The sequence below is a fragment of the Bacillus sp. FSL K6-2944 genome, from assembly GCF_038005385.1.
In the GTDB taxonomy this organism is placed as follows: domain Bacteria; phylum Bacillota; class Bacilli; order Bacillales; family Bacillaceae_G; genus Bacillus_A; species Bacillus_A cereus.
In genome coordinates this window covers 2869746-2882359 of the sequence record NZ_JBBOTE010000001.1, presented here as the reverse complement: position 1 = coordinate 2882359, position 12614 = coordinate 2869746, and the positions used below count along the sequence as shown (strand labels likewise).

Below are 12614 nucleotides of genomic sequence, written 5' to 3'. Positions count from 1 at the left end.
GTGTTTTTTAATTGATTTTTGCATATACACGTGCATCACGTAAGCTACCATCTGGTGCTAGGAAGTCATTTTCCATTGTCCCTTCTAGAATGAATTCTAGACGTTCTGCTAAGCTACATGCATTTATATTTGTTGCATCAGTACGAATTTCAATTCTTCTAGCGCCTAGTTTATCAAAGGCGAACTGAATTGCACCTTTAACAGCTTCGGTCATATAGCCTTGTTTTGTATAGGCACTATGTAGCCAGAAGTGAAGTGAAAACTTTGGAATATCCCAGTTTTCAGGCTTTAGTGTAATTGCTCCGATGAATGTACCAGATACTTTATCGTATAAGTGAAAATCAAGTGTTTCACGAAGTAAAAACTGTCCGTGAGCTTCGCGAACAATTTCTTCAGCACTCTCTTCTGTTTCAGTGTTAATTGGTATCCACGGTACTAAGTCTTCTAGAGAAGCTTGGATTGCTTCATATACTTCTGCACCATCACCTGGAAATGGTTTACGAACTTGCAAGCGTTCAGTTTGAAATAATGTTGGAAAATCTAATAATAATGGTTTCAAGAGAAATCCCTCCTATTCTCTACTTTTTAGTTTAGCAAAGTAGAGCGGAATTTCAATGTTAATTCGTCATACTTTTTTCTTTCTTTCATACATTTTTAATAAGAGTGTGAACGGAGGGAAGAAAAATGTGGCGAAAAAATTGGCAAGACCGTGTAATGTCTCACATACAGGAAAACTCTTCATTATATATATTTAACGCTGTTTTATTATTGATGGGAGTAATATTCGGAGCCATTCTCGTGAATAGTTTACAAATCAATCAAAAACAAGATTTATCATTTTATTTACAACGTTTTTTTGGACAAGTCTCTAAAGGAGAATTTGCCATTGCGGGCGAAATGTTTCGAGAAAGTTACTTTTCGCAATTAAAATACATCGGATTTATTTGGATTTTAGGAATTTCAATTATTGGATTACCACTTATTTTTATTTTATTATTTGTAAAAGGAGTTGTCGTTGGATTTACAGTTGGTTTTTTAGTAAGTCAGCATGGATGGAATGGACTATTATTAGCATTTGTATCTGTTTTGCCACAAAATTTAATTATCATTCCAGTCTTTCTCGTTATGACAACCATTGCTGCAAGTTTTTCTTTACGGATGATTAGGCATCAATTTATTAGAAAAATAACCGAGCCACTATTACCATTATTAATCCGTTATACATGCTTCTTTCTCGTAATTGGAGTGGTGTTAGCACTTGCTTCTAGTGTGGAGGCTTACGCATCACCAGTTTTAATGAAAGAAGTCGTTGAGGCTATTAATAAAAAATAAATACTTTTTGAGAATAATTATCAATTTGTTTTTATTGTTTTTTCTTTTGACAGAAGCCCTTCTTCTGATATAATGGTGTAAGAGTGGCGAGGAGGGAGTAGTACCGAATGGAAGAAAGAATTGAACGAATTAAGAAGCAATTACATGCAGCGAGCTACAAATTAACACCGCAACGTGAAGCAACAGTTCGTGTGCTGCTAGAAAATGAAGAAGATCATTTAAGCGCAGAAGATGTTTACCTCCTTGTAAAAGAAAAGTCGCCAGAGATCGGATTAGCAACCGTCTATCGAACTTTAGAACTATTATCTGAGTTAAAAGTTGTCGATAAGATTAACTTCGGAGACGGTGTTTCACGCTATGACTTACGCCAAGAAGGTGCGCAGCGTTTCCACCATCATTTGATTTGTACACAATGTGGTGCTGTACAAGAAATACAAGAAGATTTACTTGGTGAAGTGGAAAGGAAAGTAGAACGAGACTGGAGCTTTAAGGTGAAAGATCATCGTTTAACATTCCATGGGATTTGTAAAAATTGTCAAGAAAATGAAACGGATGAAAAATAACCTTTTCCTATTTATCTAGGAAGAGGTTTTTTATTTGAATAAGGTATAAATTGGTGAAAGCTTGGCATATGTTGTAATAACTTATATTTTGGAGGAATTTACAATGCGCCGAGCTTTAAAATTAACTTTTGATGGAATAAAAGTATTTTTATTATTTACAAGTTGTACGATTTTGTTTTATTTCGCTATACTATGGATAAATGAAGAATATGAAAGCTATCATCGTTATGAAAAACCTAAAGAAGAGACTGTAGAAAAAGTATCAGGGAATGAAGAACCGGCAAAGGATGCTTTCGTAAATAGAATGATGTTTTTCTATGAAAATGGGGAGTAGTGTAGAGTGGAAGATCAATTAAAAGATTTTATTCATTATATGGTTGTCGAAAAAGGATTAGCAAAGAATACAGTAGTATCGTATGAACGGGATTTAAAAAGCTACGTAAAGTATTTGCAAAATGTGGAACAGACGAAAACTTTTCATGAAGTGACCCGTTTACACATTGTTAACTTTTTGCAGTATTTAAAAGAGAACGGAAAATCTTCGAAAACATTGGCGCGTCATATCGCATCAATTCGTTCGTTCCACCAATTTTTACTTCGTGAACGAGCGGTAGAACACGACCCATCCGTACATATTGAAACGCCACAAGGGGAACGGAAATTACCAAAAGTATTATCAGTTGATGAAGTAGAGGCGTTACTTCAAACACCAAAAATGACAAGTGCTTTTGGTATTCGTGATAAGGCGATGCTAGAGTTACTGTATGCGACAGGACTTCGTGTTTCAGAATTGATTGCACTCAATTTGGAAGATGTACATTTAACGATGGGATTTGTTCGTTGCATAGGGAAAGGGAATAAAGAAAGAATTATTCCACTAGGAAGTTTAGCAACGGAAGCGATTCAAAAGTATATTGAAAAAGGAAGAAGAGAATTAATGGGGAAAAAAGTAGTAGATGCACTCTTTTTAAACCATCATGGTAATCGATTATCAAGACAAGGATTTTGGAAAATATTAAAACGATTAGCGAAAGAAGCAAACATTGAAAAAGAGCTTACACCTCATACGTTGCGTCATTCGTTTGCTACGCACTTATTAGAAAATGGAGCAGATTTACGTGCTGTACAAGAAATGCTTGGACATGCAGATATTTCAACGACGCAAATCTATACGCACGTTTCAAAAACTAGATTAAAAGATGTATATAAACAGTTTCATCCGAGAGCATAGTTACTATGCTCTTTTTTTCATAGATTAAGAGGGAAAGACAGTTTCACAGAAACTTCACAAACATTTCGTATATTGTTTTCAGCAGAAGACTGGAATATTACAATGTATTTCCTCTATACTAAATAAAGTATAAAGACCTGCGGTAGTATGTCAACTGAGAAATAACAAAGTTTAAAGTTGCCAAAGGTCAATTTGTTTAAAAAAGGCATCACGAAACTAAACCAGTAACGAATGTAATTTACTGGAAAATAATGAAAGGTAGCGATGACAAAAATTTATGTCATTCTTTCACACACCTTCCAGGCGTAAAAAGTTGGTGGCTACGTAGTAGCGCATCCACCAATCGCACAAATTTTCTTGCGGTTAGAACGAGTGCACGTTTGTGTTGATGTTTTGGTACTTCATTATATTTTTTCACGTAATACTCTTGATAATCTGATACATGCTTTCTTACTGAATTGGCGGCTTCAACTAAGTAATAACGCAAGTAATGATTACCTGTACGGGATAATGAAGTATCTTCAGCTGTAAAACGACCAGATTGGTGCTTTCGCCAGTATAATCCAGCGTATTTGGCTATTTTTGTTTCATCGTCAAATCTTTCGATTTGGCCAATTTCAGCAATGATACCGGCAGCGAAAACAGGACCTACTCCAGGAATAGATTCAAGTGTTTGGGTCAAACCAGCCATGATTTTTTTAATAGACTTTTCTAATTCCTTGATTTGCTGTTGAAACGTACGAATGACTGCGATGGATGTACCTAAGATGACATCTATTGAATCTTCTACAACCTTATCCAAGCGATAAGAAGCTTTCACAGCTTTTTGAATGGATGCTGCTACGCATTTTGGATCACCAAAACGGTTTCGACTTTTTTCCTGTAGGAACTCAGCGAGTTCTTCTAAAGGCATATTAGCTAGTTCCTCTAAGCTGAATTTTTCAAGAAATAGTTCTGTCATGGCGCTACCAAATACGGAAGTATCCACCTCTTGTGAAAATGTATTACATTTAAAACTTAGGTGTTGAAGAAAGTGTTGTTTTTCTTTCGTTAACATTTTGACAAGTTGGTATCGTGATCGAGTTAATTGCTGCAGTGCCACGTACTGGCTTTCTTTTACGATAGACATTTGATTGCGGCCAAATCGTAAGTAATCAGCAATGACATAGGCATCAATCTCATCGGTTTTATTCATGTCAGAATAGCTTTTCTTAAAATTTGCGACTTGCTTTGGGTTTAGGAGAAATACTTTTGCTCCAAAACGCTGTAAATCTATATCATGGTGAAGAAACATAGAAGGATGAAAGCTGTAAACAGAGGTGGATTCTAGGCCAATCTTAAGGATGTCGACCTCTTTCCCTGCAACACACTGTAATAATTTTTCTTTGAGTGTAGTAGCTCCTGGTAGGTCATTACTGACCGAAAAAGAATCCAGTTTTTCTCCATCACCATTTAAAAAGCAAACTTTCATATCAAACGAACTTACATCTAAACCAACAAATAATCTCATGTAAGAGACCTCCCTTCTATATTAGAATCATTTCTTGGACGTCTCGAGATATCTCTAGTGTGTACGCCGACCAACAACCTCGTGTATGAGAGCTAGTCCTGAATCGAAAGCCGCCCTAGAGCTACTATCATCTAGGTTCGAGGGGCAGGCTGCTCAGCCTGCGAGTAGGGAGTCCCGCACGTTCACTGAGAAACACTCTTCAAATGTGGTAAATCCACAGGAGGTGAAAGAATTGTCCCAAATGATCCTACAATCATTATCTAGAAATATCTTGAGACGTCCAAGTATTTTTATTTATAGGGCTCTTATTAAGAAGAAAATCTAAGCCTGTAATAGGGCTTAAATATTAATATACGAGGAGGAAATGATGATGAAAAAACTGATTATAACTTTATTTATCGCGATGCTAGCGTTGGCTGGCTGTAATACAAACAAAGAAGAACCGAAAAAAGAACAGAAACTTGAAGCTGTAAAAGTAGCAGTCCAAACAAATCCGAAAGAAATTAAACCAGGTGAAAAAACAGAAGTACAAGCACTTGTTACACAAGGGAAAGAAAAAGTAACGGATGCCGATGATGTAAAGTTTGAAATTTGGAAAGATGGCGACGAAAAGCACGAGATGTTAGATGGTAAGCATAAAGGAAAAGGTGTTTATGCAGTAGAGAAAACATTCGAAACGGATGGAGTATACCATATTATTGCTCACACAAATGCACGTGAAATGCACGTTATGCCAGAAGTGAAAGTTGCTGTAGGAAATGCGAAAGTAGAAGATGCGAAAAAAGAAAATAGTGATCACAGTGCAGGACATGGAGATCATAAAAGTGACACAATGATCCATCTTATGGCTGGAGACATAAAGGCAAATGCTGAATCTACAATGAAAGTTCATTTAAAGCAAAGAGAAGAAGCATTAACTGGTGCTGAAGTACAACTAGAGATTTGGAAAGATGGTGTTGAAAAACACGAATTTATTCCAGCGAAAGAAGGGAATAAAGGAGAGTATGAAACGAAACATACTTTCAAAGAGAACGGTGCTTACAAAGTGAAAGTACATGTAAGAAAAGGCGAATTGCATGAACATAAAGAAGAAACAATAGAAGTAAAATAAAAAGTAGCTCTTTAGAGCTACTTTTTATTTTTAATATGAAGAAATAAATCATAAAAAAATTAGCACTTCGTTGCAGAATGGATTACAATAGAAGTGTGAAGAAAATGAGAAATTCTACGAAAATGTATTAAAAAGAAAGCGTAAACATGTTATGATATCAGTATCAGATGTCTGACATCTGACTTAGAAAAAACTAGAAATGTTTTTGAATCGTTTCAAGTAAACGAAATAGGTTAGAAAATGATTTAAAGAAGTACTGTTTGACAATGAGAATTCTTTTGGATAACAGTTTCACTTTATAGCGTTTTGAACATACTACAAGAAGTAGAACTGAACTTATAGGAGGTCGCAGTTATGAATAAATATAAACGTATATTCCTAGTCGTAATGGACTCTGTGGGAATCGGTGAAGCACCAGATGCTGAGCAATTTGGTGATCTAGGATCTGACACAATTGGTCACATTGCTGAACATATGAATGGGTTACAAATGCCTAACATGGTGAAATTAGGTCTTGGTAACATTCGAGAAATGAAAGGTATCTCTAAAGTAGAGAAACCACTTGGATATTACACAAAAATGCAAGAGAAATCTACTGGTAAAGATACAATGACAGGTCACTGGGAAATCATGGGCCTTTACATTGATACACCATTCCAAGTGTTCCCAGAAGGATTTCCGAAAGAATTACTTGATGAATTAGAAGAAAAAACAGGCCGTAAAATTATCGGTAATAAGCCAGCTTCTGGAACTGAGATTCTTGATGAACTTGGTCAAGAGCAAATGGAAACAGGCTCTTTAATCGTTTATACTTCTGCTGATAGCGTATTGCAAATTGCAGCACACGAAGAAGTAGTGCCACTTGATGAGTTATATAAAATCTGTAAAATTGCACGTGAATTAACATTAGATGAGAAATACATGGTAGGTCGTGTTATTGCTCGTCCATTCGTTGGTGAACCTGGAAACTTTACACGTACACCAAATCGTCATGACTATGCATTAAAACCATTCGGCCGTACAGTAATGAACGAATTAAAAGATAGTGACTACGATGTAATTGCTATTGGTAAAATCTCTGATATTTATGATGGTGAAGGGGTAACTGAATCACTTCGTACGAAGTCTAACATGGATGGAATGGATAAGCTTGTAGATACATTAAATATGGACTTTACAGGTCTTAGCTTCTTAAACTTAGTTGACTTTGATGCATTATTCGGCCACCGCCGTGATCCACAAGGATACGGAGAAGCTCTGCAAGAATATGATGCACGTCTTCCAGAAGTATTCGCAAAACTAAAAGAAGATGATCTATTATTAATTACAGCAGACCACGGTAATGATCCAATTCACCCTGGTACTGACCATACACGTGAATATGTACCATTATTAGCATATAGCCCAAGCATGAAAGAAGGCGGACAAGAGTTACCACTTCGTCAAACATTTGCTGATATTGGTGCAACAGTAGCAGAAAACTTCGGTGTGAAAATGCCAGAATACGGAACAAGCTTCTTAAACGAGCTAAAGAAATAGGGGGATAAACAAATGAATCGTGAACTTATTACAAAATCAGCTTCATACTTAAAAGAGAAATTTCAAGAGACACCACAAGTAGGACTAATCCTTGGATCAGGACTAGGTGTATTAGCAGACGAAATTGAGAATGCAGTAACAGTACCTTACAGTGAAATCCCTGAATTCCCAGTATCAACTGTAGAAGGCCATGCAGGTCAACTAGTATTTGGTACACTTCAAGGTGTAACAGTAGTAGCAATGCAAGGACGTTTCCACTTCTATGAAGGATACGACATGCAAAAAGTAACATTCCCAGTTCGTGTTATGAAAGAACTAGGTGTAGAAACAGTAGTTGTAACAAACGCAGCTGGTGGTGTAAATACATCATTTGAGCCAGGCGATCTTATGTTAATTTCAGACCACATTAACTTCATGGGTACGAATCCATTAATCGGACCGAATGATTCTGAAATGGGCGTACGTTTCCCTGATATGTCTACATCATATACAGTAGAACTTCGCGAAATGGCGAAACAAGTTGCAGCAGACTTAAATATTAAAGTACAAGAAGGTGTATACGTAGGAATGACAGGTCCTGTATATGAAACACCTGCTGAAATTCGTATGCTTCGTACACTTGGCGGAGATGCAGTTGGTATGTCAACAGTACCTGAAGTAATTGTAGCGCGTCACGCTGGTATGAAAGTATTAGGTATTTCTTGTATTTCAAATATGGCAGCTGGTATTTTAGATCAACCACTTCACCATGATGAAGTAATTGAAACGACAGAACGTGTTAAAGCTAACTTCTTAGCATTAGTAAAAGCAATCGTAAAACAAATGAAGGGGTGACTTCACAATGAGAATGGTGGACCTAATTGCAAAAAAACGTGACGGACATGCATTAACGACAGAAGAAATTAACTTTATTGTTGAAGGATATACGAATGGTGATATTCCTGATTATCAAGTAAGTTCACTTGCAATGGCAATTTTCTTCCAAGATATGAACGATCAAGAGCGTGCTGATTTAACGATGGCAATGGTAAATAGCGGTGATACAATCGACTTATCGGCTATTGAAGGTGTAAAAGTAGATAAGCATTCAACAGGTGGTGTTGGTGATACAACGACACTTGTATTAGGTCCATTAGTAGCTGCTTTAGATGTACCAGTAGCGAAAATGTCTGGACGCGGTTTAGGACATACTGGTGGTACAATTGATAAATTAGAAGCAGTTCCAGGATTCCATGTGGAAATTGAAAACGATGAATTCATGCGTCTTGTAAATGAAAACAAAATCGCTGTTATCGGCCAAAGTGGTAACTTAACACCTGCTGATAAAAAGCTATATGCACTTCGTGATGTAACAGCAACAGTAAACTCAATTCCGCTTATTGCAAGTTCGATTATGAGTAAAAAAATTGCTGCTGGTGCAGATGCAATTGTTCTTGATGTAAAAACTGGAGCAGGTGCATTTATGAAAACGGATGAAGATGCAAAACGTTTAGCAGAAGCAATGGTACGTATCGGTAATAACGTTGGTCGTAATACGATGGCAGTTATTTCTGATATGAGTCAACCACTCGGTGAAGCTATCGGTAACGCATTAGAAGTTCAAGAAGCAATTGATACATTACAAGGTAAAGGGCCGAAAGATTTAGAAGAGCTATGTTTAACACTTGGAAGTCAAATGGTGTACCTTGCTGGACAAGCTTCATCTTTAGAAGATGCACGTGAAAAGCTAATTGAAGTAATGAACAACGGAAAAGCGCTAGAATCATTTAAAACGTTCTTATCAGCGCAAGGCGGTGACGCATCTGTTGTTGATGACCCTTCTAAATTGCCACAAGCACAATTTAAAATTGAAGTGGAAGCGAAAGAAGACGGATATGTATCAGAAATCGTTGCAGACGAAATCGGAACAGCAGCAATGCTTTTAGGAGCAGGACGTGCAACGAAAGAGTCTGAAATTGATTTAGCAGTTGGTCTAATGCTGCGCAAAAAAGTAGGCGATAGCGTGAAGCAAGGTGAATCTCTCGTTACAATTTACGCAAACCGCGAAAATGTTGAAGATGTAAAAGCGAAAATTTATGAGAACATGAAGATCTCTAAAGAACACGTAGATGCACCAACTTTAGTACACGGTATCGTAACGAAGTAATAAAAAAAGCTGAGGAGATTTCTCCTTGGCTTTTTTTACTATTTTTTGTTTATAATAATAATGGGTGAAATTATGATTAGAATTTGTGCAGTAACAAAAACAGATGAAGTATTATATGATGTTTCTCTAGAAGAAACAAAGAAAGACCATATTGTATGGTATTGGCTAGATTTATATAAGCCAACGAAAGAAGAGTATACATATATTCTGCAAGACCATTTTAAGTTCCATCCCCTTGCAATTGAAGACTGTCTAGAATACGTACAGAGGCCAAAAGTTGATTTTTATGATGGATATAACTTTTTAGTTCTTCACGCGTTTGGAGAAGATGGGCTAGAACCACATGAAATTGATTTGTTTGTTAGTGATCGCTATATTGTTTCTTTCCATTTTTCTCATAATAATGCAATTGAAAGAGTGTGGAAAACACTTGGTGAGAAGAGGCGGATTAAGAAAGGACCTTTACATGTAGCACATACGATCACTGATCAAATTGTAGATGATTATTTCGCACCTGTATATTACATTGAAGATCATTTAAATGCGATTGATGATAATTTAACAGGTGAGACAGCAGGAGCCGTACTAGAAGAAGTATTTGATATTAGGGCAGATTTATCTAAGTTAAGACGTACAATTATTCCAATGCGTGATTTATTGTATCGTATTTTGAATTCCACTCGTTTTTACGGTATAAGTGATCATGAGATTTATTTTAAAGATATACATGATCATTTACTTAAACTTACGGAAATGATTGAGGCAAGTCGAGAGTTAACGGCGGATATTCGGGATAGTTATTTTTCATTAAACTCACATCATATGAATAACATTATGAAAACATTAACTGTATTCTCGACTATTTTCATGCCATTAACATTTATTGCGGGAGTATATGGAATGAACTTTACGCATATGCCAGAGCTTGGTGGACAATATAGTTATTTTATTTGTCTTCTTCTAATGGCATTAATTGGCGGCGGAATGATGGCCTGGTTTTATAAAAAAGGATGGTTTAAGTAAAAAAACACCGAGGATTTCCTCGGTGTTTTTTTTCAACCAATAGCATGTAATACAAACATAGCTAAGAATAAGCATGTAATGATATACATAGATGGTGCGACTTCTTTACGCTTTCCAAGAGCAACTTTTAAGATAGGGTAAGCAATAAATCCGAACGCAATGCCATCAGCGATACTATATGTGAGCGGGATCATGACGATAATTAAGAACGCTGGAAATCCTTCTGAAAAATCGTTCAGAGGAATTTGCTGAATGCTTGTAATCATCAGGCCGCCAATAATAATTAAGATTGGTGCAATGGCACTATCAGGAATTAGTTTGACAAACGGAAGTGCAAACAATGATGCAAAGAATAACAACCCCGTAACGATAGACGTCAGACCTGTCTTTCCGCCTGCAGTAATACCTGCGGCACTCTCTACTGTTGATACGGTAGGGCTTGTGCCAAATAGACCACATGTCATTGCTGAAATTGCATTGGCTTGGTAAGCACGTGGGAATTTACGGTCATCTTCTAATAAACCGTGCAGAAGTCCCATGTTCTCAAAAATAAGCACCATGCTTAAGGAGAATGTTGCAATCCAAAACGGTAAGGAAGAAAGTTTGCCAAATGACATAGCTCCAAACACATCGCCGTAATTAGCGAATGAGAATGAACTATTTCCGATTTGACTTGTATCAACAAGGCCAAATAGCCATGCAATACCAGTTCCTATTGCAATCGTCCATAAAAAGTTTCCACGTACGTTACGAATAAATAGTACAAGTGCAACGATAAGAGTAAGCACGGTCGCAAGAACGACAGGGTTACTTAATTTACCCATTGCAACAGCAGTATTTGGGTTCGAAACGACTAAGCCACCTTTTTGCAATCCGATAAACGCTAAAAATAATCCGATGCCGACAGTAATTGCTTCCTTTAATGACTTTGGAATTGATACTGATAGCACGCGAGCGATTGGTGTAAAAGCGGCAATTGCAAAAATAATACCAGAGATAAAGACAGCAGCCAATGCTTCTTGCCAAGTTAGTCCAAGCGTATGCACAGCTGTGTACGTGAAGAATGCATTTACACCCATACCAGGGACAAGAATAGCAGGTGCATTTGCCCAAAATGCCATGAGTAGACATCCGACAAATGAACTGAAAACAGTTGCTAAAATTCCAGCTTCAAGAGGAATGCCAGCATCGGATAAAATTGATGCATTTACAATCATAATATATACGATCGTGAAAAATGACGTAACTCCAGCTAAAACTTCTTGTTTTGGTGATGTTTCGTGTAAACCTAATTTAAATGTTCTTTCAAGTATTCCTTTCATGTTAAACCTTCTTTTTCATATCCCTCTCCCACCCGTGATATCTCTTTCGTAAGAGCTCACCGTCCTTTATTATATCAGAACATCATGTTTTTACAACAAGGAAAATGATAACGTTTACTTATAAATGAAATTATTTATAAATACGTAAAAATTGCCCGTATTGTTGAAATAATTTCTAACTCTCCCGATTGAATGGGTGGAGCTGCTTGCGCATGTAAAGTAGCATAAGACGTAACCTCCCTTGGTAATTGGGCAGATTCTTCAACGAATGAGAGGGGAACAGGATTAATATTTAAATTATATGTACTCGCAATAGCACGAGCTTTTTCTACTGCTTGGTGCAGAGCTTGAATGAGAGCTTGCTCATAATATTTATTTGGATGAGATACTCGGAAACGTAAACCTTTTGCTACATTTGCACCATTTGAAACGGCTATATCATATACTTCCCCAGCTTTTTGTACATTTAAAACGGTAATTTCATACAAATGCTCCACGCGGTATCCTTGCAGCAATGCTTTATCATTTACATATTCGTATTGAGGAGTAATTGTATAAGAAATCGTCTCTATATCTTTATCGGCAATACCAAGCTGTTTAAGTGCATCCAGCAATTGTTTGGATTGCACTGCATTTTCTTCTTGAGCCTGTTTTACATTTTTATCATCTGTTCGAATGCCGAGTGTTAATATAACAACATTCGGTTTTGCTTTTACAACACCTTCTCCTTGTACAGTAATAGTAGCTTCTTTACCAGTATTAGCAGTGCGTACGTTGTGTAAATAAGGATTCATTCCACCCTGCATTTTCCATCACCATCCTTTTTATATGTATATG

At 36.7% G+C, this 12614-nt stretch carries 13 protein-coding genes; 9 read left to right on the top strand and 4 right to left on the bottom strand.

What is annotated here, in order from left to right:
• Positions 1-7: 7 nt before the first annotated feature.
• Positions 8-559 (bottom strand): GNAT family N-acetyltransferase, encoded by a 552-nt coding sequence (locus tag MHH55_RS14530; RefSeq protein ID WP_078186897.1) that lies wholly within the window; start codon positions 557-559, stop codon positions 8-10.
• Between the two features lie 155 nt (positions 560-714).
• On the opposite strand from MHH55_RS14530, the gene spoIIM reads away from it, so the two are divergent.
• The 4 genes from spoIIM to xerD all read left to right on the top strand — a co-directional run bounded on the left by spoIIM (position 715) and on the right by xerD (position 3126).
• A complete protein-coding gene (spoIIM, locus tag MHH55_RS14525; protein ID WP_013142149.1) occupies positions 715-1332 on the top strand; it encodes a stage II sporulation protein M in 618 nt (205 codons plus the stop codon).
• 107 nt (positions 1333-1439) lie between these two features.
• A complete protein-coding gene (gene fur, locus MHH55_RS14520; RefSeq protein ID WP_000392657.1) occupies positions 1440-1895 on the top strand; it encodes a ferric iron uptake transcriptional regulator in 456 nt (151 codons plus the stop codon).
• 103 nt (positions 1896-1998) lie between these two features.
• Positions 1999-2229, top strand: coding sequence for a YqzK family protein (locus tag MHH55_RS14515; RefSeq protein ID WP_001250432.1), 231 nt, complete (start codon positions 1999-2001; stop codon positions 2227-2229).
• Positions 2230-2235: 6 nt separating this feature from the next.
• Positions 2236-3126 carry a site-specific tyrosine recombinase XerD gene (xerD, locus tag MHH55_RS14510; RefSeq protein WP_000390088.1) on the top strand — a complete coding sequence of 297 codons (891 nt, stop codon included), beginning with the start codon at positions 2236-2238 and terminating at the stop codon, positions 3124-3126.
• Between the two features lie 280 nt (positions 3127-3406).
• On the opposite strand, the gene MHH55_RS14505 is transcribed toward xerD, so the two are convergent.
• Entirely contained in the window at positions 3407-4636 is a 1230-nt protein-coding gene (locus tag MHH55_RS14505; RefSeq protein WP_340880302.1) for an IS110 family transposase, read from the bottom strand.
• Between the two features lie 370 nt (positions 4637-5006).
• Between MHH55_RS14505 and MHH55_RS14500 the strand changes: the two genes are divergently transcribed.
• The 5 genes from MHH55_RS14500 to corA all read left to right on the top strand — a co-directional run bounded on the left by MHH55_RS14500 (position 5007) and on the right by corA (position 10455).
• Entirely contained in the window at positions 5007-5747 is a 741-nt protein-coding gene (locus MHH55_RS14500; protein WP_000733457.1) for a FixH family protein, read from the top strand.
• A 354-nt stretch (positions 5748-6101) separates the two neighbouring features.
• Positions 6102-7286 (top strand): phosphopentomutase, encoded by a 1185-nt coding sequence (deoB, locus tag MHH55_RS14495; RefSeq protein ID WP_001046079.1) that lies wholly within the window; start codon positions 6102-6104, stop codon positions 7284-7286.
• A gap of 12 nt (positions 7287-7298) precedes the next feature.
• Positions 7299-8120 carry a purine-nucleoside phosphorylase gene (locus tag MHH55_RS14490; RefSeq protein WP_001078446.1) on the top strand — a complete coding sequence of 274 codons (822 nt, stop codon included), beginning with the start codon at positions 7299-7301 and terminating at the stop codon, positions 8118-8120.
• 7 nt (positions 8121-8127) lie between these two features.
• Positions 8128-9432 (top strand): pyrimidine-nucleoside phosphorylase, encoded by a 1305-nt coding sequence (locus MHH55_RS14485; protein ID WP_001243069.1) that lies wholly within the window; start codon positions 8128-8130, stop codon positions 9430-9432.
• Positions 9433-9492: 60 nt separating this feature from the next.
• Positions 9493-10455, top strand: coding sequence for a magnesium/cobalt transporter CorA (gene corA / locus MHH55_RS14480; protein ID WP_002026281.1), 963 nt, complete (start codon positions 9493-9495; stop codon positions 10453-10455).
• Positions 10456-10487: 32 nt separating this feature from the next.
• On the opposite strand, the gene MHH55_RS14475 is transcribed toward corA, so the two are convergent.
• Both MHH55_RS14475 and MHH55_RS14470 read right to left on the bottom strand, forming a co-directional pair.
• Positions 10488-11777: an NCS2 family permease gene (locus MHH55_RS14475; protein ID WP_000676248.1), complete on the bottom strand. Its 1290-nt coding sequence runs from the start codon at positions 11775-11777 to the stop codon at positions 10488-10490.
• 134 nt (positions 11778-11911) lie between these two features.
• A complete protein-coding gene (locus tag MHH55_RS14470) occupies positions 11912-12583 on the bottom strand; it encodes an SIMPL domain-containing protein (protein WP_001161449.1) in 672 nt (223 codons plus the stop codon).
• Between the last annotated feature and the right edge of the window lie 31 nt (positions 12584-12614).